Source organism: Psychroserpens sp. NJDZ02 (assembly GCF_004843725.1).
Taxonomy (GTDB): Bacteria; Bacteroidota; Bacteroidia; order Flavobacteriales; family Flavobacteriaceae; genus Olleya.
This window is the reverse complement of the sequence record NZ_CP039451.1, coordinates 1,493,766-1,518,444: the sequence shown is the minus strand read 5'-3', so window position 1 is coordinate 1,518,444 and position 24,679 is coordinate 1,493,766. Positions and strand designations below refer to the sequence as shown.

General features: G+C 34.4%; 19 protein-coding genes. 11 read left to right on the top strand and 8 right to left on the bottom strand.

Annotated features, from left to right (window positions below; genetic code table 11):
* Positions 1-54 precede the first annotated feature (54 nt).
* Entirely contained in the window at positions 55-1,158 is a 1,104-nt protein-coding gene (gene dprA / locus E9099_RS06605; RefSeq protein ID WP_136582894.1) for a DNA-processing protein DprA, read from the top strand.
* A gap of 9 nt (positions 1,159-1,167) precedes the next feature.
* Here dprA and trpS read toward each other — a convergent pair whose 3' ends face one another.
* The gene (gene trpS, locus E9099_RS06600; protein WP_136582893.1) at positions 1,168-2,136 is read right to left on the bottom strand and encodes a tryptophan--tRNA ligase; all 969 of its coding nucleotides are present in this window, start codon (positions 2,134-2,136) and stop codon (positions 1,168-1,170) included.
* A 79-nt stretch (positions 2,137-2,215) separates the two neighbouring features.
* On the opposite strand from trpS, the gene E9099_RS06595 reads away from it, so the two are divergent.
* Positions 2,216-2,953, top strand: coding sequence for a lysophospholipid acyltransferase family protein (locus E9099_RS06595; protein ID WP_136582892.1), 738 nt, complete (start codon positions 2,216-2,218; stop codon positions 2,951-2,953).
* Positions 2,954-3,017: 64 nt separating this feature from the next.
* Here E9099_RS06595 and E9099_RS19160 read toward each other — a convergent pair whose 3' ends face one another.
* The 4 genes from E9099_RS19160 to recA all read right to left on the bottom strand — a co-directional run bounded on the left by E9099_RS19160 (position 3,018) and on the right by recA (position 6,710).
* Positions 3,018-4,628 (bottom strand): hypothetical protein, encoded by a 1,611-nt coding sequence (locus E9099_RS19160; protein ID WP_168800723.1) that lies wholly within the window; start codon positions 4,626-4,628, stop codon positions 3,018-3,020.
* Entirely contained in the window at positions 4,629-5,171 is a 543-nt protein-coding gene (locus E9099_RS06580; protein ID WP_136582890.1) for an RNA polymerase sigma factor, read from the bottom strand.
* A gap of 27 nt (positions 5,172-5,198) precedes the next feature.
* On the bottom strand, positions 5,199-5,606 hold the full coding sequence (locus E9099_RS06575; protein WP_136582889.1) for a hypothetical protein: 408 nt from the start codon (positions 5,604-5,606) through the stop codon (positions 5,199-5,201).
* A 99-nt stretch (positions 5,607-5,705) separates the two neighbouring features.
* Complete coding sequence (gene recA, locus E9099_RS06570) at positions 5,706-6,710, bottom strand: recombinase RecA (RefSeq protein WP_101015897.1); 1,005 nt, start codon at positions 6,708-6,710, stop codon at positions 5,706-5,708.
* Positions 6,711-7,153: 443 nt separating this feature from the next.
* Here recA and E9099_RS06565 point away from each other — a divergent pair, with 443 nt between their 5' ends.
* From E9099_RS06565 to E9099_RS06535, 7 genes are all read left to right on the top strand, one after another.
* On the top strand, positions 7,154-8,218 hold the full coding sequence (locus E9099_RS06565; RefSeq protein ID WP_136582888.1) for a rhodanese-related sulfurtransferase: 1,065 nt from the start codon (positions 7,154-7,156) through the stop codon (positions 8,216-8,218).
* 188 nt (positions 8,219-8,406) lie between these two features.
* Positions 8,407-9,687, top strand: a complete 1,281-nt coding sequence (locus E9099_RS06560; protein ID WP_136582887.1) for a stage 0 sporulation family protein — start codon at positions 8,407-8,409, stop codon at positions 9,685-9,687.
* Positions 9,674-10,156 carry a gliding motility lipoprotein GldH gene (locus E9099_RS06555; RefSeq protein ID WP_136582886.1) on the top strand — a complete coding sequence of 161 codons (483 nt, stop codon included), beginning with the start codon at positions 9,674-9,676 and terminating at the stop codon, positions 10,154-10,156. The genes E9099_RS06560 and E9099_RS06555 overlap by 14 nt, the downstream gene beginning before the upstream one ends.
* Positions 10,157-10,171: 15 nt before the next feature.
* Positions 10,172-12,535, top strand: coding sequence for a penicillin-binding protein 1A (locus E9099_RS06550; protein WP_136582885.1), 2,364 nt, complete (start codon positions 10,172-10,174; stop codon positions 12,533-12,535).
* Positions 12,536-12,625: 90 nt separating this feature from the next.
* Positions 12,626-13,327: a CoA transferase subunit A gene (locus E9099_RS06545; RefSeq protein WP_136582884.1), complete on the top strand. Its 702-nt coding sequence runs from the start codon at positions 12,626-12,628 to the stop codon at positions 13,325-13,327.
* Positions 13,328-13,375: 48 nt separating this feature from the next.
* A complete protein-coding gene (locus tag E9099_RS06540; protein ID WP_136582883.1) occupies positions 13,376-14,029 on the top strand; it encodes a CoA transferase subunit B in 654 nt (217 codons plus the stop codon).
* Between the two features lie 78 nt (positions 14,030-14,107).
* The gene (locus E9099_RS06535) at positions 14,108-14,731 is read left to right on the top strand and encodes a hypothetical protein (protein WP_136582882.1); all 624 of its coding nucleotides are present in this window, start codon (positions 14,108-14,110) and stop codon (positions 14,729-14,731) included.
* Between the two features lie 262 nt (positions 14,732-14,993).
* Here E9099_RS06535 and E9099_RS06530 read toward each other — a convergent pair whose 3' ends face one another.
* The gene (locus E9099_RS06530) at positions 14,994-16,682 is read right to left on the bottom strand and encodes an ABC transporter ATP-binding protein (protein WP_136582881.1); all 1,689 of its coding nucleotides are present in this window, start codon (positions 16,680-16,682) and stop codon (positions 14,994-14,996) included.
* A 183-nt stretch (positions 16,683-16,865) separates the two neighbouring features.
* Between E9099_RS06530 and E9099_RS19475 the strand changes: the two genes are divergently transcribed.
* Positions 16,866-19,196, top strand: a complete 2,331-nt coding sequence (locus tag E9099_RS19475; RefSeq protein WP_240788963.1) for a GEVED domain-containing protein — start codon at positions 16,866-16,868, stop codon at positions 19,194-19,196.
* A gap of 225 nt (positions 19,197-19,421) precedes the next feature.
* On the top strand, positions 19,422-22,631 hold the full coding sequence (locus E9099_RS06520; RefSeq protein ID WP_136582880.1) for a M4 family metallopeptidase: 3,210 nt from the start codon (positions 19,422-19,424) through the stop codon (positions 22,629-22,631).
* Between the two features lie 113 nt (positions 22,632-22,744).
* Here E9099_RS06520 and E9099_RS06515 read toward each other — a convergent pair whose 3' ends face one another.
* Both E9099_RS06515 and E9099_RS06510 read right to left on the bottom strand, forming a co-directional pair.
* Positions 22,745-23,458 carry a 3'-5' exonuclease gene (locus tag E9099_RS06515; RefSeq protein WP_136582879.1) on the bottom strand — a complete coding sequence of 238 codons (714 nt, stop codon included), beginning with the start codon at positions 23,456-23,458 and terminating at the stop codon, positions 22,745-22,747.
* Between the two features lie 55 nt (positions 23,459-23,513).
* Positions 23,514-24,671, bottom strand: coding sequence for a serine hydrolase domain-containing protein (locus E9099_RS06510; RefSeq protein WP_136582878.1), 1,158 nt, complete (start codon positions 24,669-24,671; stop codon positions 23,514-23,516).
* Positions 24,672-24,679: the final 8 nt, after the last annotated feature.

Genomic DNA, 24,679 nt, shown 5'->3' with positions numbered 1-24,679 from the left:
TATTAACAGAGTTAAATTTCTTTTCTTGTAGATTCAAAATCAGTACAATAAAAAATGAATGACGACCAATTAAGATATAATTTAGCATTACAACACGTTTCAAAAATAGGAGATACCACTGCAAAAAAGCTAATTAATCATTGCGGAAGCGCGGAAGCGGTCTTTAAAGAGAAAAAACAAAACCTATTAAAAATTGATGGTATAGGTGAAATTATTTTAAGCGAATTGTATCAGTCTAGTCATTTTGAAGCGGCAGACAGTGAGTTGCGGTTTATTAAAGACGAAAACATTAAGCACCATCATTTTACTGACGAAACATATCCGGAAAATTTAAAACACTGTATTGATAGTCCGCTTATTTTATTTGAAAGCGGAAACATTAACCTTAACAACAAACACATAATTAGTATTGTTGGAGCAAGAAAAATAACAACCTCGGGCATTGCTTTCTGCGAAAAATTAGTAGAGGAATTAGCGATTTATAAACCTATTATTGTATCGGGCTTTGCTTATGGTACAGATATTACGGCACATAAAACAGCGGTGAAAAATAATTTGCAAACCATAGGTTGTTTAGCACACGGATTAAATCAGATTTATCCAAAGGTGCATAAAAAATATGTTGCTGAAGTCGAAAATAACGGTGGATTTTTTACGGATTTTTGGAGTAGCGATAATTTTGATCGGAACAATTTTTTAAAACGAAACCGAATTATTGCTGGAATAAGCCAAGCGACCATTGTTATTGAGTCTGCAGAAAAAGGAGGGAGTTTGGTAACCGCAGATATTGCAAATTCTTATAATAGAGATGTGTTTGCTGTGCCAGGTCGCGTTACTGATAGTCAAAGTATAGGTTGCAATAACTTAATAAAACAACAAAAAGCACATTTGTTATCGACGCCTTTAGATGTGCCTTATATTTTAAATTGGCAATTGGAGCACTTAAAAAAACCACCAGTTCAGAAACAATTGTTTATTGAGTTAGAGGCGGACGAAAAATTAGTTTATAATTATTTGAAAGACAAAGACAAAGAATTGTTGGATAGTATTGCTATTAATTGCAAAATGCCAACGTATAAATTAGCTGGCATTTTACTTAATATGGAATTAAAAGGAGTGATTAGACCACTTCCTGGTAAGTTGTTTGAGGTTATTTAGGTTCTAAAATTAATACCCAAGTTTTTCTCTTACTCTAACTAAAACATCATTAGCTACTTTTTTAGCTTTTTCTGCGCCTTTTGCTAAAGCATCATCAATTTCGTTTAAATTAGCCATGTAATGGTTGTAGCGTTCACGCTCAGTGCTAAAGGTTGCTAAGATTAGTTCGTATAGTGCTTGTTTAGCATGACCGTAACCATAATTACCGTTTTCGTAATTAGCTTTCATGGTTGCTATTTCGCTTTCTGAAGCTAATAATTTATATAAAGTAAAACAGTTACAGGTAGACCAATCTTTTGGATCTTCCAATGCGGTGCTATCTGTTTCGATGGACATAATTTGTTTGCGTAACTTCTTTTCAGGTAAAAAGATGTTTATTATATTCCCTTTACTTTTGCTCATTTTAGCACCATCGGTACCAGGAATAAGCATATTGCTTTCTTGGATTTTACCTTCTGGGATTACAAATGTTTCTCCTAATTTAGCATGAAATCTTGAGGCAACATCACGAGTCATTTCAATATGCTGTAATTGGTCTTTCCCAACAGGAATTATATCTGCATCATATAGTAAGATGTCCGCAGCCATAAGCATCGGATAAGTAAATAATCCAACGTTTACATCTTCTAAACGATCCGCCTTGTCTTTAAAACTATGCGCTAAAGTCAAACGTTGAAACGGAAAAAAACAACTTAAATACCAAGATAACTCAGTGGTTTGAGGGATGTCACTTTGTCTATAAAACACTGTTTTATCTATATCTAATCCTAAAGCTAGCCAGGTTGCAGCAGTAGAGTAGGTGTTGTTTCTAAGTGTTTCAGCATCTTTAATTTGAGTTAAAGAATGCATGTCTGCAATAAACAAAAACGATTCGTTTTTAGCATCATTAGATAATGCTATTGCAGGACGCAATGCACCCATTATGTTTCCAAAATGAGGTGTTCCTGTACTTTGTATTCCTGTAAGTATTCTTGCCATAATTATAAATATGTTCTAAGATGCAAAGGTAATTTTTTTAGTAGAATACCTCAATTAATTTAGTTAGTTTTGGCACACAATGATCGTATTTAAATATATTTTTTGGACATTTTACCGTATTTGGTTCTACATAATGGTGGCATTGCCAATTATTATCATGTTTCCACTTTTAATAGTTTCTATTTTAAAAGAATCTTGGTACCCTTATTTTTTTAAGTTAGCGCGTATTTGGGCTAGGTTTATTTTAATAGGAATGGGATTTTATACTAAAATTGAGTATTTGGAAAAACCAGAACGTCATAAAAGTTACATGTTTATTGCTAATCATACATCGATGTTGGATATCATGCTTATGCTAGTAACGGTTAAAAATCCTTTTGTATTTGTTGGTAAAGCGGAGTTGTCTAAAATACCATTATTTGGTTTTTTCTATAAACGAACTTGTATTTTGGTAGATCGAAGCAGTGCGCAAAGTAGACAGGCTGTGTTTTTAAGAGCGCAAAGACGACTAAAGCAAGGTTTAAGCATTTGCATATTTCCTGAAGGTCTTGTGCCAGAAGAAGATATTCTGCTGGGTGAATTTAAAGATGGTGCTTTCCGATTAGCGATTAATCATAATACACCAATAGTTCCTATTACTTTTGGGGATAATAAAAAACGTTTTTCTTATACTTTTTTTAGTGGAGGACCAGGAGTTATGAGAGCTAAAATGCATCATTTTATTCCAACGGAAGGGTTGGCTAAAGAAGATACTAGGGCGTTAAATGAGCAGTCTAAAAATGTTATTTTAGAACAATTGAAAATGTTTTTAAAATAGAAAAGCCACTCTTGGCACAGAGTAGCTTTTCAATATATTTCCCTAACTAAAGGGCACTCAGAAATTAAAATTTATAATTTAACCCTGTATATAATCCTATAATGTAAGGGTTAAAGTCACCTGAGGTGTTACTAAATGTTTTTAATTGATATTTAAATGTTGGCTCTACATTAAAATTGACGGTTTTGGTAATTCTAAAATTTAGCCCTATACCTAAGTTTGTACTAAAACTAACAGGGTTGATGTTGTTTGCTTCTCCAATTTCGGTTTGAGAACCATTTAATTCTGAAACAACTTGATTGTCATTAAGAAGAAAAGTGCTTAAGCCACCTATTACATTAATACCAAAACGTTTGTCCAATAGCTTGTACTCTATTTCTAATGGAATTTCAAAATAGCTCATGCGTTGACTTATTGCTGCATTTAAACTTGTGCTTACAAACATGGTGTTTACGGTGTTGGCACTAATCATACTTAGTTGCTGTCCTGATGGCATGCTCATAAAATTAACATTTTTTAAATTAGGCTCACTATTAGTAGGGGCATCGTTGATAGAGATGTTAGAGCTATAGCTATTAAATTTTTCGTAAACAATGATATCGTCTGTATCGTAGCTTAGGTTAAGACGATTGATACCTGATCGAATAGTGATTTTTTTATTTAAAGCATAGCCTACTTTTAAACCGTAACTAGCATTAATCTCTCCAGATTTACGGTTTTTATTAAATTGTGCGTCAATATGAGAACCTTCTCCAAAGGTGTTGTAATATACAGGTGAAATATTAGCATTAACTACCCACTTATTAGCTGTTTTTTGCTCTTTAATATCGTCCTCAATAGTTTTATTTTCGGTTATAGCCTCTTCAATGGATGTTTTTGCTATGTCAGTGTTGGCTATAGTAATGTGTGATGTAGTGTCTTTATTTTTGATAGTATTTGAAACTATAGATTGTTTTACTCTGGTTTGATTTTGATAGTTAGTATTATTCTCTAAATTATTTGCGCTATTAGTAATCATAGTCGCTTTTTCTTTATCCTTTTTTTCTATCGCATTGGTGGTCTTGGATGCATAGGTGTTTGCGGTGTTTTTGCGAGTTTTAGAGTTGGTGTTTTGGGTATTGCTAGGTATAGCACCGTTAGTGTTGACTGTTGCTTTTGTACGATGTCTACCTGAAACAATTATGTTGTTGTTGTTGTTGTTGTTGTTGTTGTTGTTGTTGTTGTTGTTGTTGTTGTTGTTGTTGTTGTTGTTGTTGTTGTTTGAAGTGATAACAATTTTGTCTTCTAAAGATGTCTGTGTGTTGTTTCTTATTGCAGCTTTAACAGTATTTAAGTCTTTTGTTTGTGATTTTTTTAATGGAGAATAACTGTCCTTGGACTTGTATTCTGTATTACTATCGTCATAGATTGTTCTTGTAGTGTCAGTGTCAACATTAGTTGGGGTAATTGAGGTGTCAGAAGTATTAAGTAAACCATTGCCTATTACCATGAATAGTGTTAGTGTCGCTGCAATACCTGATAATTTTAACCAAAAAGGGATTGCAAATACGGGTTTGTCATCCGCTTCTTTTTCTAGTCTAGATTGAATGTTTTTCCAAACTTTTGCGTCTGGTTTGACCTCAAAATCTTTAAACCTTTCCTGAAACAGTCTATCTATGTTTTTTTTGTGACTCATTTATAGTGATTGCGAGTTTAAGCTCGTTTTGTATGCTAATATTTTTTCTTTTAATAATTGTCTAGCTCTTGCAAGGTTAGATTTTGTGGTTCCAGTGGTTATGGATAGGAGATCCGCAATTTCTTTATGAGAATATCCATCTAAAACATATAGGTTAAATACTAAACGGTATCTATCTGGTAATTCTTGTATGTATTGTAGTAAGTAGTCAATGCTTACTGCATCTTCATCTATATCGACTTCTTCGTCTACTATGGCATCTTCATTAATTATTTCAAAAACTTTCTGACTTCTGTAGCGTTGTAGAGCTGTGTTTATTGTTATTCGTTTAAGCCAACCTTCAAAACTTCCTTTGTTTTTATACTGCTTTATTTTGCTGAAAATGGTTATAAATGCATCTTGTAAATTATCTTCGGCTTCTGCATAGGAGCTTGAATACTTTAAGCTAACTGAAAATAATTTGCTTGAGAAAAGCTGGTATAATTCACTTTGTGCTTTAGTATCATTAGACTTACATTTATGTATGAGTTGGTCTAAACCCAATTTTAGTTACGGTTTTAGTTGAAAATTTTACTGTACTGGTATTTCCATTGTTAAATAAATATTCTCGCCATTAGCATCTTCTCCTTGCCAGAATTTAAATATATAAGGCTCTTCATTGGTTACAATAAAATTAAAGGATTGTTCCTGTTCCAAATTAATCGCTTCGCACGTATCGCTATCGTAAACAGTGTTAATTATAGCAATTGTTCTAATATTATCTTCTTTGACATAATAAATGTCATAGAAAGCATAGCAATTGGTGGGTTGAATGTAATTAAGATCTATTTGATAGGTCTGTCCTTGTTCAAAATATTCTGGCACAGTTACGCTTTCAATAGGTACGGCTTCCAAATTTAGGTTTGGTCGTTGTGGTTTGTCATCCACGCTACAAGACATAAAGAGTAATACTATTAAAGCAGTTATAAGCTTTTTCATTTTTAGAGAACTAAATATTTGTTACTAAAGAGATGCATGAATTGTAGAAAGGTTGCGTCTTAAACCAAAAAAATCCCGATTAAATCGGGATTTTTAATTTTAAACACTTTCTTTAATAGCGATTTTTATTTTTTGTTCCAGCTCGTCAAACAGTTCTGGGTTGTCTTTTATAATCAGCTTAACGGCATCTCGTCCTTGTCCTAGTTTGGTGTCACCATAACTAAACCATGAACCACTTTTTTTGATGATTTCTTTTTCTACAGCAACATCTAAAATTTCTCCAACTTTACTAACTCCTTCTCCATACATGATGTCGAATTCTGCCATTCTAAAAGGTGGCGCAACTTTATTTTTTACTACTTTAACTCTGGTTTTATTTCCTAATACACCACCATTACTATCTTTTATTTGTGTAGATCGTCTGATGTCTAATCTTACAGAAGCGTAAAATTTTAATGCGTTACCACCGGTTGTTGTTTCTGGGTTACCAAACATAACACCAATTTTTTCACGTAACTGGTTAATAAATATTACTGTACAATTAGTTTTACTAATAGATGCAGTTAATTTTCTAAGGGCTTGTGACATTAAACGGGCATGTAGTCCCATTTTAGAGTCACCCATTTCGCCTTCAATTTCTGCTTTTGGCGTTAATGCAGCAACCGAGTCAATTACAACAATATCAATAGCTCCTGATCTAATTAAATTATCAGCAATTTCTAAAGCTTGCTCTCCATTATCTGGCTGAGAGATAATAAGGTTGTCAATATCTACTCCTAATTTTTCTGCGTAAAATCTATCAAAAGCATGTTCTGCATCAATAAATGCAGCAATACCTCCTGCTTTTTGTGCTTCTGCAATAGCATGAAGCGTTAATGTTGTTTTTCCAGAAGATTCTGGGCCATATATTTCTATAACTCTACCTCTTGGGTAACCACCAACTCCTAATGCAATATCCAAACCTAAAGATCCCGATGGGATAGCCTCTACATCAACAACAGCAGCATCACTCATTTTCATTACCGTACCTTTTCCGTAGGCTTTGTCTAATTTGTCTAAGGTTAATTGTAATGCTTTTAGCTTTGCTTCTTTCTCTTTACTCATACGTCAAGTTTTATTAAAAAAATTTTTCTATGCTAAAATACTACTTTTTTAAAGAATTTTAATTTTCTCACGCAACCTTTTTAAAGTTTTTGCATCTACTTATTGAAGTGGAAAAGATATGCTATGAAAAAGAAAATTTAATCCGCTTTTTAAAATGTTAATCCTTTAAATTTTTGAGGATATGAAATATTTAAAAAAGTTAGTGCGCAGTAAAGCATTAGGCGTTTCAGTTGTTATTTTACTTAATAGTAACTGTAAAGCCGATGGAGGTTAGCTCGGAATGTTATTTAATAAATTCAGTTAAGTAATATTAACGGGTTAGTCTATTAAAAGTCCTTTGCAAAGCGCAAGGGACTTTTTTTTTTGGTTGTAAATTGGTTAATTCATTTTATATAATACCTTTGTAAAAAAACTTTTTATTAACACTTAAAACCAAGTATAGCATGCAACTGTACAACAAATTAAGCGCTATTGAAAGAGCAGAACTTATTGAAAAAGCTGGAAAAGATCGCTTGACGTTATCTTTTTATCAGTATGCTCGCATTAGCAATCCACAAGAATTAAGAGATCAATTATTTATCAAATGGGATAGTCTAGACGTTTTAGGGCGTATTTACATTGCTACAGAAGGGATTAATGCCCAACTGTCATTACCTGCGGATAATTTTGAAGCTTTTAAAATTCATTTAGATAGTATTGATTTTTTAAAAGATGTCAGGCTTAACATTGCTGTAGAGCAAGATAATATGTCTTTTTTAAAGCTGAAAGTTAAAGTCCGTGACAAAATAGTAGCAGACGGGCTAAACGATGATACGTTTGATGTCACCAATAAAGGGGTGCATTTGTCTGCAAAAGATTTTAATGACATGTTATCAAATCCAAATACTGTATGTGTGGATATGCGTAATCATTATGAAAGTGAAATAGGTCATTTTGATGGCGCCGTAACACCAGATGTAGATACTTTTAGGGAATCTTTAGATATTATTGAAGCTGATTTAAGGGAGCATAAAGAAGAAAAAAACCTGTTAATGTATTGTACAGGAGGAATACGTTGTGAAAAAGCAAGTGCGTATTATAAGCATAAAGGATTTGAAAATGTATATCAATTAGAAGGTGGTATTATAGAATATACCAGACAAGTAAACGAAGAAGGTATTGATAATAAGTTTATTGGGAAAAATTTTGTGTTTGACGAGCGTCGTTCAGAAAAAATTACAGACGATGTTATCGCAAAATGTCACCAATGTGGTACGTCTTGTGATACGCATGTAAACTGTGCTAATGATGCCTGTCATTTGTTATTTATCCAATGTGAAGATTGTAAAGCAGAAATGAATAATTGCTGTTCTACTACTTGTAATGAGATACATGCATTGCCTTTTGAAGAGCAAAAAGAATTAAGAAAAGGGCAAGGTAATAGTAACGATATTTTTAAAAAAGGACGTGCAGATCACTTACCTTTTAAAAAAGATTTACGTAATATTTTTGAAGTACTTAAAAAATAGATTTAATCTTTAAAACATAAAAAAACCGTGATAATTTTTATCGCGGTTTTTTTATGTTTTAAAGTCAGCCAAATAATCTTATCTTTACGGTTTAACAAGGGTTGATGTTCGCTTACGCGGAAACAACTAATTATTAATCTTCATCTTTAGGGTAAAACCTTAAGATTCAATATATACACATAAATAGTATGGCTTGTCAAAGTTGCGCTACAGGAAAAGACGGACAACCAAAAGGTTGTAAGAATAATGGAACATGTGGTACAGATAGTTGTAATAAATTAACCGTTTTTGATTGGTTAGCAAATATGTCTGTTCCAAATGGCGAAAAACCATTTGATTGGGTTGAGGTTCGTTTTAAAAATGGACGTAAACATTATTACCATAATGCAGAGAATTTAACATTAAGTATCGGAGATATTGTAGCTACTCAGGCACAATCAGGTCATGATATTGGTATGGTTACTCTTACGGGAGAATTAGTACGCGTTCAGATAAAACGTAAAAGAATTGATATTAAAAATGATATTTTAAAAATCTATCGTAAGGCTTCTCAGAAAGATATAGATATCTGGAGTGAAGCTCGTGATAAGGAGGAACCGATGAAGGTTAAGGCGCGTCAATTTGCTATAGATTTAAAACTTCATATGAAAATCTCGGATATCGAGTTTCAAGGCGATAGTAGTAAAGCAACGTTTTATTACACCGCAGAAGAGCGCGTTGACTTTAGAGAGTTAATTAAAATATATGCGAGAGAGTTTAGAATTAGGATAGAAATGAAACAAGTCGGTTTTCGTCAGGAAGCATCTAGACTTGGAGGTATTGGCTCATGTGGTCGAGAACTGTGTTGCTCGACATGGTTAACAGATTTTAGATCTGTAAGTACCAGTGCAGCACGTTATCAGCAGTTATCGCTAAATCCTCAAAAATTAGCAGGACAATGTGGTAAGCTTAAATGTTGTTTAAATTATGAGTTGGATTCTTATTTAGATGCTTTAAAAGCTTTTCCTAAAGCAGATACTAAATTGTACACTGAAAAAGGAACTGCTGTTTGTCAAAAGACCGATATTTTTAAAGGGCATATGTGGTATGCTTATGAAGGTGAATGGATGAATTGGCACCTAATTACTACAGATCAAGCTAGCGAAATTATTGCAATTAATAAAAAGAGGGAAAAAGTAGCTAGTCTTGAAGAATATGCTGCAGATATTGAGGTTGATACTAAAACAGAGTTCGAAAACGTTGTTGGTCAGGATAGTTTAACGCGTTTTGATAGTCCAAAAGGTAATAAAAAACGTAAAAACAGTAGGGCTAGAAATAAAAAGCCAGTTCAAAATAATGTTGAGGCTAATAATAATAATAATAACACAAAGAGTTCGTCAAATAGCTCAAAACCAAAGCCTAGACCAAAACGTAAGCCAAACAAAAGAAAGCCAGAGAACAATAATAATAAACCTAATGAGAGTAAGTAAAATAGCGTTTATATTACTATTGGTTCTAGTCACTTCTTGCGATCAGAAAGCTGTTTTTGATGAGTATAAAAGTGTCTCTACTGCATGGAATAAAGAGGATGTCGTTCAATTTAAGGTTAATGCGCCAGATTCAATAAATCCTTATAATTTGTTTATTAATGTTAGAAATACTAATGCTTATAAATACAGTAATTTATACTTAATTGTCGAAATGAATTTTCCTCATGGGAAAAGACTAACAGATACATTAGAGTATAAAATGACTGAAAGAAATGGGGCATGGTTAGGAGAAGGATTATCAGCTGTTAAGGATAATAAATTGTGGTATAAAGAAGGTGTTATTTTTAACGAAAGCGGGACCTATAACGTCAAAATACAGCACGCAATGCGCAGTAGTGGGGAAGTTAATGGTGTTGTGAATTTAGAAGGTCTTACCGATGTAGGATTTAGAATTGAAAAATCAGAATAAATTAGTCAGATAGATATGGCAAAAACAAAAAAAGCAGAAGCAACAGGGTTTGATAAGTATATAAGATGGTTTTGGGTGCTGTTTTTAGGAGGATTACTTTCAGTAGTATTATTATTTCTTTTAGCATCTTGGGGTGCTTTAGGAGAGATGCCTGATCACACGCAATTGGAAAACCCTAAAACAAATTTAGCGACAGAAGTTATTTCTTCGGATGGTAAAACATTAGGTAAATTTTATTTTAGAGATAACAGGACTCCTGTTAGTTACGACGAATTGCCAGAACATCTAGTACATGCGTTGATAGCTACAGAAGACGTACGTTATATGGAACATTCTGGTATTGACGGACGTGGTACGTTAAGAGCCGTTTTAAAGCCAGGAAGTGGTGGGGCGAGTACAATTACACAACAGTTGGCAAAACAGTTGTTTACAAAAAGAGCCTCTAGTAACAAAATAAAAAGGGTGTTGCAGAAGTTTAAAGAATGGATTATTGCTATTCGTTTAGAGCGTCAATATACTAAAGAAGAGATTGTAGCGCAATATCTTAATATTGTAGATTTTGATAATAATGCAGATGGAATACGCTCGGCAGCAAGAATATACTTTGGAGGAAAGGAGCCTAGGGAACTTAGCTTAAAAGAATCTGCAATGATTGTTGGAATGCTTGTTAATCCGTCGCTATACAATCCACTTAAGGATGATGGCAAGAGAGCTGTTAGAACTAAGCAAAGACGAAATGTGGTGTTATCACAAATGGCTAAATATGAATATATTACTCAAAAAGAGAAAGACTCACTTCAAAAAACAGACTTAGGCATTCATTATAACCCGGATAGTCATAGTTCTGGGACAGCGACTTATTTCAGAGAATATTTGAGGGATTTTATGAAGAAATGGACTGATGATCCAAAAAATAGAAAACCAGATGGAACTAAGTATAATCTTAACAATGATGGTTTAAAAATCTATACAACTATTGATTCGCGTATGCAAAAGTATGCAGAGTTGGCAGTTGCTAGACATATGCCAAGGTTACAAGCTGAGTTCTTTAAACAAAATACACCTGAACGTAATAAAACGGCGCCATTTAGGGATTTAAGTGCTTCTCAAGTAGATAATTTGCTTAATAATGCCATGAAGCGTGGTGAACGTTGGAGGATTTTAAAGAAAGCAGGTAAAAGCGAAAAGGAAATTAGAGCCTCTTTTTTAAAGCCCACTACAATGACCATTTTTAAATGGAAAAAGGATGGAAGTCCTAGCGAAGTGGATACTATTATGAAGCCTATAGATTCTATGCGTTACTATAAGTCTTTCCTTCATCCAGGAATGATGAGTATGGATCCGCAAACAGGACATGTTAAGGCATGGGTTGGAGGTATGAACTATAGACACTTCCAATATGATCACGTAAAACAAGGTAAACGTCAAGTTGGGTCTACTTTTAAGCCTTTTGTTTATGCTACAGCAGTAAATCAATTACACATGTCGCCATGTGATAAATTACCATTAGCACCTTTAACTATTGAGGCTAATAAATTTGGTAATGCAAAAGCTTGGACACCTAAAAATGATGATAGTAATTATAATGGAGAAGTTACTTTAAAATATGCTTTAGCAAATTCTATAAATACTATTACGGCAAGGTTAATGGATAAAGTTGGTCCGCAACCAGTGGCAGAGTTAGCTAAAAACTTAGGGGTAACATCGGATATACCATTAGTACCGTCTATTGCTTTAGGAACACCAGATATTAGTGTTTACGAAATGGTAGGCGCATATTCGGGATTTGCAAATCAAGGCGTTTATACTAAACCTGTAATGGTAACAACTATTGTGGATAAGAATGATACTGTTTTATATCAATTTGTACCAGAAACAAGAGATGTGTTAAGTGCAGAAACTGCTTATGTTACAGTTAAATTAATGGAGGGTGTTACGCAATCCGGTTCTGGTGGACGATTAAGAGGTAAAGGACGTGATAAATACAGAAAAGATTATCAAGAAATTATTACTGGTTATCCTTATGAATTTACAAATCCAATAGCAGGTAAAACAGGAACGACACAAAACCAGTCTGATGGTTGGTTTATGGGGATGGTACCTAATTTAGTAACAGGAGTGTGGGTAGGAGCAGAAGATAGAGCAACGCATTTTAGAAGTATAACTTATGGTCAAGGAGCTGCTATGGCCTTGCCAATTTGGGGGATGTATATGAAGAGTTGTTATGAGGATGAAACATTAGATGTTTCTAAATCTAGTTTTTCAAAGCCTTCTAATTTATCAATTACTGTGGATTGTACAGGTTATGAAGCAGATCAAGGAGGTACTCAGGATTCAGGTTTACCTGACGAGGATGTTCCAGATGAGCTAGAAATGTAATTCTAATTTGTATTAAAAAATAAAAAAGCCATTCTGTAAAGAATGGCTTTTTTATTTCTTAAATTTAAACCACAAAAAATTCGAAAAATAATGATTCTAAAAACAGTTAATTCGGTTTCAGAAGCACTAGAAGGTGTTACAGATAATATGACCTTTATGTTAGGTGGTTTCGGGCTAAGTGGTATCCCTGAAAACGCAATTGCAGAGTTAGTTAAACGCAATGTTAAAGGTGTGACTTGTATCTCAAATAATGCGGGAGTAGACGATTTTGGTTTAGGTTTATTGCTACAGAAAAAGCAAATAAAAAAAATGGTGTCGTCTTACGTTGGAGAAAATGATGAGTTTGAAAGACAGATGTTGTCTGGAGAGTTGGATGTGGAGTTAATTCCGCAAGGGACTTTGGCTGAACGTTGTCGTGCAGCTCAAGCAGGTTTTCCTGCAATTTTCACACCAGCAGGTTATGGGACAGAAGTAGCAGAAGGAAAGGAAACTAGAGAGTTTGATGGTAAAATGTATGTTTTAGAGCATGCGTTTAAAGCTGATTTTGCTTTTGTAAAAGCTTGGAAAGGTGATGTTGCTGGTAATTTAATTTTTAAAGGAACGGCACGGAATTTTAATCCTTGTATGGCTGGAGCAGCTAAAATAACAGTTGCTGAGGTGGAACATTTAGTGCCTGTTGGCGAATTGGATCCAAATCAAATTCATATTCCAGGGATATTTGTGCAACGTATTTTTCAAGGTGAGAAATATGAGAAGAGAATCGAACAAAGAACGGTTCGTACTAAAGAATAAGTTTTAATAGTTTTCTGCTGAAGCAGAAATTACAAAAAATAAAATAACATGCTTGACAAAACAGGAATAGCAAAACGTATTGCGCAGGAAGTGCAAGATGGTTACTACGTTAATTTAGGGATTGGAATCCCAACTTTAGTGGCTAATTATGTGCGTAACGATATAGAAGTAGAATTTCAATCGGAAAACGGTGTATTAGGTATGGGGCCTTTTCCTTTTGAGGGAGAAGAGGATGCTGATATTATAAATGCGGGAAAACAGACCATAACAACATTACCAGGTGCTAGTTTTTTTGATAGTGCAACTAGTTTTGCAATGATACGTGGACAGCATGTAGATTTAACTATTTTAGGAGCAATGGAAGTTGCTGAAAATGGAGATATCGCCAATTGGAAAATACCAGGTAAAATGGTGAAAGGTATGGGTGGTGCAATGGATTTGGTGGCTAGTGCCGAAAATATTATTGTGGCAATGATGCATACTAATAGAGCGGGCGAATCAAAATTATTAAAAAAATGTAGTTTGCCTTTAACGGGAGTTGGTTGCGTTAAAAAAGTAGTGACTAATCTAGCAGTTCTGGAAGTAACAAATAAAGGGTTTAAGTTGTTGGAACGAGCTCCAGGAGTGTCTGTAGAAGAAATACAAAAAGCGACGGAGGGAACTTTAATTATTGAAGGGGATATTCCGGAAATGAGCTTTTAAATTAGGAGTCATAATTTATACAACAAATATACGCTAGTACTATATTTGATAATGATTTATAGTTTTTAAAATTATGCTATGCGAATTAATACACTAGTAAATCAATACGTAAGTTACCAGTATGTTTCAGATAGAAATCATGATTTAATTGAAGATCGTTTTTTACGAAACACAACTATTGCATTAGATTTTTTGGTAAAGACTAATGCGCTTACCATTGCTTTTGAAGAAGATGAACAGGTACATAGGGTTGACGTTATTGCTGTTTTAGTAGCAGATGTATTAAATAATATAACAATTATTCCGGCTCAAAAAAACGCATATAGTCCTAGTCATAATACTGTTTTATTTTATGATACACATGGTGTAGTGTTTAGGAAAAATCATAAGAAGAAATGGTTTACAAGTAATAAAGGGTACAATTCTCCGGTATCCTTGTTGTCCCATGAGTTAATACATTGTTATAACGAATTGTATGATACAGAAGATTATCATCATAGAAAAAAGGATGATTCCTCTAGAGGAGAAAAAGTAGATGCGGATGGACATGATTTATCGTTTCCAAATGCTGAAGAAGTTTTTGTGATAAAAATGACTAATCAAGTCGCTTCTAGGTTAGGTGAGGATAGGCGATCTAATTATGGTAGAAGCTATTATCCTACAAGTGGAGTTTTGACGGTTAAGAAAGCAAAAAAAGGTTAGAATGTTAAAATAAGATGCGTTTTGTCGAATAATTGTGCTTTTTAGCTGATTAAATGAAAAGAGGTTGTATGTTTATAGTCCCAAACCTAACCAACTAAAAATAACCACAGTCACCCATGACTTAATCTATTTTTATTGCTTTTTTGTTTCAAATTAACCTAAAACCTAATCTACTATGTTTTTTAAAAACTTTATAATCGGATTTAAAAACACTGTTACTTTTATTAACAGCATTATGCATTTAACTAAAAAAATATTTATGTTATAATCCTTTTGGGATTGCAGCAATTAATTTTTTAGTATAGTCTTTTTTAGGCGTGTTGTATATTATATCTGCATCGTCTAATTCTTCAATTTGTCCGTGATTCATTACTAGTAATTGATCGCTCATGTATTTTACAACTGCTAAGTCATGAGAGATAAATATATATGTGAATCCAAAATTATCTTTCAATTCATTTAAAAGGTTTAAAACTTGCGCTTGTACAGAAATGTCCAAAGCAGACACGGACTCGTCACAAACAATTAACTTAGGTTGTAAGGCAATAGTACGTGCAATACCAATACGTTGCCTTTGTCCGCCAGAAAACTCGTGTGGATATCTATTAAAAGCCGTTTCGTCTAAGCCTACGCGGTTTAAGATTTCTATTGCTTTTTCTTGTCGTTCCTGTGCCGACGAATAAAGATTATGGACTGTCATGGGTTCCATAATAGCATTACCAATGGTGATTCTTGGGTTTAGGGAGGCGTAAGGATCTTGAAAAATAATCTGTATATCTTTTCTAATGGCTATCGTTTCAGCTTTTGTTAGATTGGTAATATCCTTCCCTTTATATAGTATTTGACCTTTTGTGGCTTTGTCTAACAACAATATGGCGTTGCCTAAAGTGGATTTTCCACAACCAGACTCGCCAACTAACCCTAGTGTTTCTCCTTCATATAAATTAAAACTGACATTATTTACAGCTTTAAAAGTTTCTGCTTTAGCGAAAAAACCAGATTTAGAGATGTATTCCTTTTCAAGATTAATAACTTGTAATAAAGGGGGTGATGCATAGAGTTTGTCGTGTTTAATTTTTCGCATCTGAGGAGTAATTGTTTCTGTTGATACAGTATTATTTAAAACATCGGCGATGGTTGGTAGCGTTTTCAATCGCACATCTAAAGATGGTCTAGACGAAATTAGTGCTTTGGTATAATTGTGTTCTGGATGTTTAAATATATGGTCTACCGTGTTTTGCTCTACAATTTCACCTTTATACATGACTAAAATGCGATTAGCAATTTCGGAGATTAAGCTTAAATCATGCGTTATAAAAATAATGCTCATTTTAGTTTCTGCCTGTAACTCTTTTAGTAGACTAATTATTTCTTTTTGTACTGTAACATCTAATGCTGTGGTAGGCTCATCAGCAATAAGTAGTTGAGGTTTGCAGGCAATAGCCATGGCGATCATAACCCGTTGTTTTTGACCTCCAGAGATTTCATGCGGATAAGCTTTGTAAACACGTGTAGGGTCTGGTAATTTTACTTTTTCAAGTAGCGTTAGTGTTTCTGTTTCAATTTCTTTTTTAGTCAGTGATGTATGCTGAAATAAAATTTCCTCAACTTGCTTACCACAGGTCATTGAAGGGTTGAGAGAACTCATTGGTTCTTGAAAAATCATAGCAATTTGCTGCCCTCTAATCTTTTGAAACTGTTTATTATTTATCTTAGTTAAATCGGTGTCATTAAAAATAATGCTTCCAGACGTAATTTTTGAAATACGTTTTGGTAATAAACCTAAAATAGCTAAAGAGGATACGGATTTGCCAGAACCTGATTCTCCAACGATGCCAACAATTTCATTTTTATTAATAGTGTAGGAAATAGTATTAATTATTGTTTTAAAAGAATCTTCGTTTTTAAAGTCAATAGATAGACTATCTGTTTTTAGTAAAATATCAGCCATATTAAGTAAAAGTAATTAATTTCTTTCAATTGATTGTGGCTGTAACCACACATAAAAGCGAATGTTATTTATTATTCGGTTGTTAGTCGAAATATGTTAAATTTAAAGCTGTTTATTGTTAAAGTTTTGATAATTTACATGAGAATTTAACAAATATTAATCTAATCCATTAAACTATTTAGTATGAAAAAAACAATTACTTTATCGGTATTAAGTTTTTTATTGACCTTTTCCCTTTTTGCTCAGCAAGAAAGAAATTGTTCGTCAATGGAAAATTTAGAGTACAGAAAACAACTTGATCCAACATTGCAACAAAGAATGGATCAAATAGAAGCTTTCACGCAACAAAAAGTGGCACAACCTCAGGCTGCAAGAGTTGATGGAAGTATAATTACCATACCGGTAGTTATTCATGTATTATATAGAAATAGTACAGAAAATATCAGTGAAGCACAAATTCAGTCTCAATTAGATGTTTTAAACGAAGATTTTAGACGTACTAATCCAGATGCAGATAACAGTTGGTCGCAAGCTGCAGATACACAAATTCAGTTTTGTTTATCAACAGTAGATCCAAATGGGAATGCAACGACAGGTATTACGAGAAAGTCTACCACTAGACAAGATTGGGGAACATCAGATGCGATGAAAAGCACCTCCACAGGAGGTGTTAACCCATGGGATACTTCAGAGTATTTAAATATGTGGGTGGTCCCTCAAATGTTAAGTCAAGGGGGTACCATTTTAGGTTATGCACAGTTCCCAGGAGGTAGTGCGGCAACGGATGGTGTTGTAATGGCGTATAACTATTTTGGTCGTGTTGGTAATGTGTCTGCTCCGTTTGATGGAGGACGTACAACAACGCATGAAGTAGGACATTATTTAAACTTACGTCACATTTGGGGAGATTCTAATTGTGGGAATGATTTTGTAAGTGATACACCTACGCACCAAACTTCTAATGGAGGTTGTCCAGTTGGACAAGTCTCTTGTAGTTCTACAGATATGGTTCAAAACTACATGGATTATACTAACGATTCTTGTATGAACTTGTTTACTGAAGGTCAAAAAACACGTATGCGTGCTGTTTTAGAAGCAGGTGGTGTAAGACGTACTTTAGCGTTGTCTGATAAATGTGGAAGTGTAGGGACTACTCCAACGTGTACAGATGGAATACAAAATGGTGACGAAACAGGTGTTGATTGTGGAGGTTCTTCATGTACGCCATGTACTACAGGGACACAGTATTGCGATTCTCAAGGTAATAGTGCGAATGACGAATATATTAGTAACGTAAAAGTAGGATCTATTAACAATGCTTCTGGAGCTCAGTTATATTCTGATTTTACAAGTGTGTCTACTAACTTAACAAAAGGATCTTCAAATACAATTACAATTACGCCAGCATGGACTGGTAGTGCTTATTCTGAAGGGTATGCTGTTTGGATTGATTATAATAATGATGGCGATTTTACAGATTCTGGAGAGCAAGTTTTTTCTAAAGCAGCGTCTTCAGCAACAGTAGCAAGTGGAAGCTTTACTGTGCCAACAAGTGCAACAACAGGAACTACAAGATTACGTGTTTCTATGAAGTATAATGGTGTACCAACATCTTGTGAAGCTTTTTCTTATGGGGAAGTAGAAGATTATACTGTAAACATTACAGCAGGAGTTGCAGATGCAGTTAAGCCTGTAATTTCGTTAACGGGAAGTACAACTATTAATTTAACAGTTGGAGATACTTATAATGAATTAGGAGCAACAGCGACAGATAATGTAGATGGAAACTTAACGTCTAGTATTGTAATTACAGGAACAGTCAATACTAATTCTGCTGGTACATATACTAGGTATTATAATGTTAGTGATGCGGCAGGTAACGCAGCAAATCAAAAATCAAGAAGCATTGTAGTAAGTGCTGCAAGCTCAGGTAGTACAGATGTTAATTTATCAATTACTTTTGATAACTACCCAGAAGAAACGTCATGGTCAATTGCTGATAGTTCTGGTAGTACAGTGGCATCTGGAGGTACTTATGCTAGTCAAGCAGATGGTTCTACTCTAAATGTTAGTGCGGAATTACCAACGGGCTGTTATACTTTAACTATTAATGACGCTTATGGTGATGGTATTTGCTGTTCTTATGGAAATGGATCTTACGCTTTAACCGATGGTGGAACTGTATTAGTTAGCGGAAGTTCTTTTACAAGTTCTGAAACAACATCTTTCTGTGTTGGTGGTGCAAGCGCTACTTTTAGTTCGTCAGCTCATAGTGTAGTCACTACTTTAGATTCTCAATTTAAGGTGTATCCTAATCCAGCAAAACAACAACTTAATGTTAGCTTAATAGGATTTGAAGCGCAAAGTTTTGAGGTTAAAAACCTATTAGGACAAACGGTGCTTGAAGGACGATATACAAGTGCTATTGATGTTTCTAAATTACAAGGTGGTATGTATGTCTTACAATTAAATATTGGAGAGAAAATAAAACTTAAAAAGTTTATTAAAGAATAAACAATACAGTACCTGAACTTAATTTATTGAAAAAGTCCAGAGTGAAAACTTTGGACTTTTTTGTTTTTTATTCCCAAAATATCGTAAAAAATACATATTATAAATCACTGTTAGTGAGTCTCTTGTGTTTTTTTTTTTTTTGGATGTTTTGAGAACTTGAGTCAGTTTAAAGAAACAGTTTTGATATGTAATCAAAATAATATTAACCAATTAATCTATTTTATTATGAAACACAAAATTATTTTATTCTTAATGTCACTGTTGTTCTCAACTGGGATCTATGCCCAGAATAAACGACAAACTAAATTTATTAAACTAGATGCGTTTGAAAAGCACAATGTAAAAGACGCAAAGCAATTGATTACTACAAATCTTGGTCTGACCTCCGATGATGCTTTAGTCAAAGTTAAAACAGAAAATGATCAATTGGGGTTTACGCATGACACATACCAACAGTATTTTCAAGGTGTAAAAGTTGAATTTGGGATTTACAAAGCGCATGCTAAAAACGGAAATTTAATGCTGTTGAATGGGGCTCTTTTTTCACCAGGGAAATTAAAAGTTGTTCCTACTTTAAATAAGCAAGCAGCATTTGATAAAGCAGTGTTATCTGTAGGTGCTTCACGTTACTTATGGGAGTCTCCAGACGAAGCTAAAATTATGGGTAACTACAAAAAGCCTGAGGGCGAATTAGTTGTTTTTCCAGGAGAGGTTATTAATAAATCAAAAGCTAGGTTAGCTTATAAATTTGATGTGTATGCAACGCAACCAGTTAGCAGGGCGTATATTTATGTAGATGCGCATTCTGGAGCCATTTTATATTCAGATTCAATTATTAAACATTTAGATCATTACAGTTCGGGAACTCGTAAAAACAAATCTGTAAGTGAAGCGCCTTTTGTTACTGGTAATGCAGCAACGCGTTATAGTGGAAATCAAAGTATAGAAACGACTTTAAGTGGTGGAAATTATATTTTAAGAGAAACGACAAGAGGAAATGGGATTGAAACTTATGATATGAATATGGGCATCAATTATAATAGTGCTGTAAATTTTACAGATAACGATAATTCCTGGACAGCTGCAGAGCACGCAAACGCTAACAAGGATAATGCTGCTCTTGATGCACATTGGGGTGCTGAGAAGACCTATGATTATTTTTATCAAACATTTAATAGAGATAGTTATGATGATAATGGTGCTGCTATAAAAAGTTATGTACATTTTGATTTGGTAGAATATGGTTATGATAATCAGGATAATGCCTTTTGGAATGGGAGTGTAATGACGTATGGTGATGGGACTAGTTTTGACCCATTAACATCGTTAGATATTGCCGCTCATGAAATTGGTCATGCCATCTGTGAAAATACAGCCAATCTTACCTATTCTTATCAGTCAGGTGCAATGAATGAAGGGTTTTCTGATATTTGGGCAGCAAGTGTTGAGTATTATGCAGATCCTGCAAAGGATACTTGGTTGTTAGCAGAAGAGATTGGTGGGCCAATTAGATCATTATCAAATCCAAACGATTATGGGCAACCTGATACTTATTTAGGTACAAACTGGTACACGGGATCAGGAGATAGTGGTGGTGTGCATTATAATAGTGGTGTTTTAAATCATTGGTTTTATATTTTGACTGTTGGAAAAAATGGTACAAATGATAACAATGATGCTTATAGTGTTAGTGCTGTGGGTATTGATGCAGCTTCAGCAATTGCGTATAGATTGGAAAGTGTTTATTTAGTATCAAGCTCTCAATATGCTGATGCGCGAACTGGAGGTATTCAGGCAGCTATAGATTTATTTGGAGCAGGTTCGGCAGAAGAAATTGCAGTTACTAATGCTTGGTATGCAGTAGGATTAGGAGATGAATATGTTCAAACTTGTGCATTAGCAGCGCCTTCAAATTTAGGGTCTTCTAATATTGGAGATAACAATTTTACCGTGTCTTGGGGTTCTGTTTCTGGAGCTGATGATTATACAATTACAATCGGGACTACTGCCAATACGGTATCTGGAACGACGTATACTGCTTCGGGTTTAGCTAGTGGAACAACCTATGCTGTTTCTGTAGTCGCAAACTGTACAACAGGCGGAAGTGGAAGTTCTGCAAATAGTAATGTAACAACAACAGGAACGGCGCCATTAAATTATTGTGATTCTAATGGTAATAGTGTTTCAGATGAGTACATTGCAAGAGTTCAATTAGGAAGTATTGATAATGTAACGGGAGGAACTTCTGGAGGTTATGCAGATCATACTTCTATTTCTGCTAGTTTAATTAAAGGGGCTTCCGCAACTATAACGGTAACTCCTACTTGGTCTGGTACTGCTTATTCTGAAGGGTATTCTGTTTGGATAGATTATAACCAAGATGGTGACTTTTCAGATTCTGGAGAACAAGTTTGGACACAATCGGCTTCAAAGACAACGCCGGTAAGTGGTACTTTTACAGTGCCATCAGGAGCTATAAATGGGGCAACCAGAATGCGTGTATCCATGAAGTATAATGCTGTGCCAACATCTTGTGAAGCGTTCTCTTACGGAGAGGTGGAAGATTATACGGTTACTATTACTTCAGGAACAGCAGACACGGTTAAACCAGTAATTGCTTTAACGGGAAGTGCAACCATTAATTTAACGGTTGGAGATACTTATAACGAATTAGGGGCAACAGCTACAGATGATGTAGATGGAAACTTGACAGCTAGTATAAGCATTACAGGAACGGTTAATACAAGTGTCGCTGGTACGTATACTAAAAATTATAATGTTAGTGATGCGGCTGGTAATGTCGCTAATCAAGTGTCAAGGACTGTAGTTGTAAATCCTGCTAGTACAAGCGATACCGCGGTTAATTTATCGATTACTTTTGATAACTATCCAGAAGAAACGTCCTGGACGATTACAGATGGTTCTGGAAGTCCAGTGGCATCCGGAGGTACTTACGCTAGTCAAGCAGATGGTTCTACATTAAATGTCAGTACAGAGCTACCAGTGGGTTGTTATTCACTTACCATCAATGATGCGTATGGAGATGGTATTTGTTGTTCCTATGGTAATGGTTCTTATACTTTAACAGATGGAAGTGTTGTCTTAGCTAGTGGCGCTTCTTTTGCTAGTTCAGAAACAACAACGTTTTGTGTGGGAGGCGCAACAAGTGCAACTTTTAGTGCTTTTACTTCGGGAGTAACCGAAACTTTAGATAATCAATTTAAGATTTATCCTAATCCGACAAAACAACAACTTAATGTAAGTTTAGTAGGGTTTAAGGCACAAAGCTATGAGGTTAAAAACATATTAGGGCAAACGGTGCTTCAAGGACGATATACTAATATAATTGATGTCTCTAAATTGCAAGATGGTATATATGTCTTACAATTAAATATAGGAGAAAAAACAAAGCTTAAAAAGTTTATTAAGCAATAGTAAGTATAATTTATTAATTGAAAAGACCCAGAACATGCATTCTGGGTCTTTTTTTTATATTCTAATCAAAAATAAGTTTCGATTAAATAGTCTGTATTTGCTATATTTTTGAGTTAAATATGAATTATCTCATCATCTGTTAAGATTGATTCGCCGCGTAAACGTAAAAATATTTGGGCAACTGCAATGGTGTCTTTTTCGCAGTATACGATAATGCGATTAATGTCATTGTCTTCGTAATATGTTTTGTAGACTTCACTACCATCAATATCATCTTTAGGCGACGGAATGCCCAAGACATTAGTCATTAATTTTAAAGACGTATATGTTTTGTAGTCACCAAATTTCCATAGTTCCATGGTGTCTAAATGCGAGATTTCCCATGGTTTTTTGCCAAATAAATTTAGTTTATTAGGCAGTTCAATATTATGGATAATCATACGTCTAGCGATGTATGGAAAATCAAACTCTTTACCGTTATGGGCACATAATAGGTGTTTTGCTTGACTAAAATGAGAGATTAGTAAGTTTTTAAACGCAACTAATAGTTTATGTTCTTCTCCATGAAAAGAAGTCGTTCTGAATAAACGAGTATCATCTTGCATAGAAAAATAACCCACCGAAATACATATTATTTTTCCAAACTCTGCCCAAATTCCCGCACGATCATAAAATTCTTCGGGAGTAAATTCTTCCTTACGTTGGTAGCGTGATTTAGCCTCCCAAAGGTCTTGTTTGGTTTTATCTAATTCAGAGAAATGGTGTGTTTCTGGAACGGTTTCGATGTCTAAAAATAAGATATTTTCTAGGTTTAGTTTAGAGATCATGGATTGAGTTTTGTTCAAAAAAATGATTAAATAATAAGTGCGGTAAACAAAAACATTAAGGTTTCATATCCAACATCTTATAAGCCTCATCAATATACAGGGAGATATCATCGGTAAAGACGCCGACACCAGCATCGGGTGATTTTTTATGGCCTAAACGTACAATAATGATATTGTCATCTGGTTGTACGATAACGTATTGTCCGAGGTGTCCTCGCATCATATAAAAGTCTTTCCCGTTTTGGTTTTTTAACCACCAGCCATAGCCATATTCGGGACTAGATGGAAAACGAGGTTTTAAAGATTTAGCAACAAAAGCAGAGTCTAATATTTGCTGTCCATTCCATTTTCCGTTGTCTTTATATAGTTTTCCAAAACGCGCAAAATCTTTAGCATTACTAGCAATACAACAATAGGCTTTGACTAAATCATCCTCGGCACTATCAACTTGCCATAACGTTGGATTTTCGCTACCTAAAGGTTTCCAAAAGCTTTCAGTTAAATAATCGTACATTTTTTTACCTGTTGCTTTTTCGATAACCATGGCTAGCATTTGTGTATCTCCACTCGCATATTTAAAGGCTTGTCCTGGTTCCGTAACGACTTTAAGTCCGTTCATTACTTTTTGTAAATCATCGTCAAAATAAGCACGGGTTGTGATTGATAATGGAGAGTAATAGGCTTCGTCCCAATCTGTACCTGAGGCCATGCTTGATAAATCTCCAACGGTCATTTTAGTCGCATCGCCATCGCAAAAAGCGGGTAAGAAGTCGCAAACTGGTTGGTCTAAACTTTTAATATAGCCATCCATAATTGCTTTTCCCATTAATCCAGAGACATAGCTTTTAGCCATAGAAAATGAGTTGGATTTAGAGTCTTTGTTATAGCCACCATAATAGTTTTCAAACCAAACACTATCATTTTTTATTATAACATAAGCAACTGTTTCCCAATCCTTGTTCGCTTTTTGCAATGTTGAGGTTTCTTTTATAGAATTATAATCGGCATGATTTGGCCAAGGTTGAGGTGTTCCGTTGGCAATAACTTGATTGTCAAACTTTTTGTAATCGTCTAAAAAGGCTGTCGTGTGTCCGCGTAAATAAATGGTGCGTACAGCTTTAATAAGGTAATCGGTATCTGTAATATAAAGGGTGGCGATTAGTAAAGCAAAAAGTACAATAAGCACTTTAAATAGTTTTTTTATGAATTTCATTTTATTTA

What these genes read in the sequence shown, in the direction of transcription:
- dprA (WP_136582894.1), top strand. Translation starts at nt 55, where the DNA reads ATGAATGACGACCAATTAAGATATAATTTAGCATTACAACACGTTTCA.
- trpS (WP_136582893.1), bottom strand. Translation starts at nt 2,136, where the DNA reads ATGGCAAGAATACTTACAGGAATACAAAGTACAGGAACACCTCATTTT.
- E9099_RS06595 (WP_136582892.1), top strand. Translation starts at nt 2,216, where the DNA reads ATGATCGTATTTAAATATATTTTTTGGACATTTTACCGTATTTGGTTC.
- E9099_RS19160 (WP_168800723.1), bottom strand. Translation starts at nt 4,628, where the DNA reads ATGAGTCACAAAAAAAACATAGATAGACTGTTTCAGGAAAGGTTTAAA.
- E9099_RS06575 (WP_136582889.1), bottom strand. Translation starts at nt 5,606, where the DNA reads ATGAAAAAGCTTATAACTGCTTTAATAGTATTACTCTTTATGTCTTGT.
- recA (WP_101015897.1), bottom strand. Translation starts at nt 6,710, where the DNA reads ATGAGTAAAGAGAAAGAAGCAAAGCTAAAAGCATTACAATTAACCTTA.
- E9099_RS06565 (WP_136582888.1), top strand. Translation starts at nt 7,154, where the DNA reads ATGCAACTGTACAACAAATTAAGCGCTATTGAAAGAGCAGAACTTATT.
- E9099_RS06560 (WP_136582887.1), top strand. Translation starts at nt 8,407, where the DNA reads ATGGCTTGTCAAAGTTGCGCTACAGGAAAAGACGGACAACCAAAAGGT.
- E9099_RS06555 (WP_136582886.1), top strand. Translation starts at nt 9,674, where the DNA reads ATGAGAGTAAGTAAAATAGCGTTTATATTACTATTGGTTCTAGTCACT.
- E9099_RS06550 (WP_136582885.1), top strand. Translation starts at nt 10,172, where the DNA reads ATGGCAAAAACAAAAAAAGCAGAAGCAACAGGGTTTGATAAGTATATA.
- E9099_RS06545 (WP_136582884.1), top strand. Translation starts at nt 12,626, where the DNA reads ATGATTCTAAAAACAGTTAATTCGGTTTCAGAAGCACTAGAAGGTGTT.
- E9099_RS06540 (WP_136582883.1), top strand. Translation starts at nt 13,376, where the DNA reads ATGCTTGACAAAACAGGAATAGCAAAACGTATTGCGCAGGAAGTGCAA.
- E9099_RS06535 (WP_136582882.1), top strand. Translation starts at nt 14,108, where the DNA reads ATGCGAATTAATACACTAGTAAATCAATACGTAAGTTACCAGTATGTT.
- E9099_RS06530 (WP_136582881.1), bottom strand. Translation starts at nt 16,682, where the DNA reads ATGGCTGATATTTTACTAAAAACAGATAGTCTATCTATTGACTTTAAA.
- E9099_RS19475 (WP_240788963.1), top strand. Translation starts at nt 16,866, where the DNA reads ATGAAAAAAACAATTACTTTATCGGTATTAAGTTTTTTATTGACCTTT.
- E9099_RS06520 (WP_136582880.1), top strand. Translation starts at nt 19,422, where the DNA reads ATGAAACACAAAATTATTTTATTCTTAATGTCACTGTTGTTCTCAACT.
- E9099_RS06515 (WP_136582879.1), bottom strand. Translation starts at nt 23,458, where the DNA reads ATGATCTCTAAACTAAACCTAGAAAATATCTTATTTTTAGACATCGAA.
- E9099_RS06510 (WP_136582878.1), bottom strand. Translation starts at nt 24,671, where the DNA reads ATGAAATTCATAAAAAAACTATTTAAAGTGCTTATTGTACTTTTTGCT.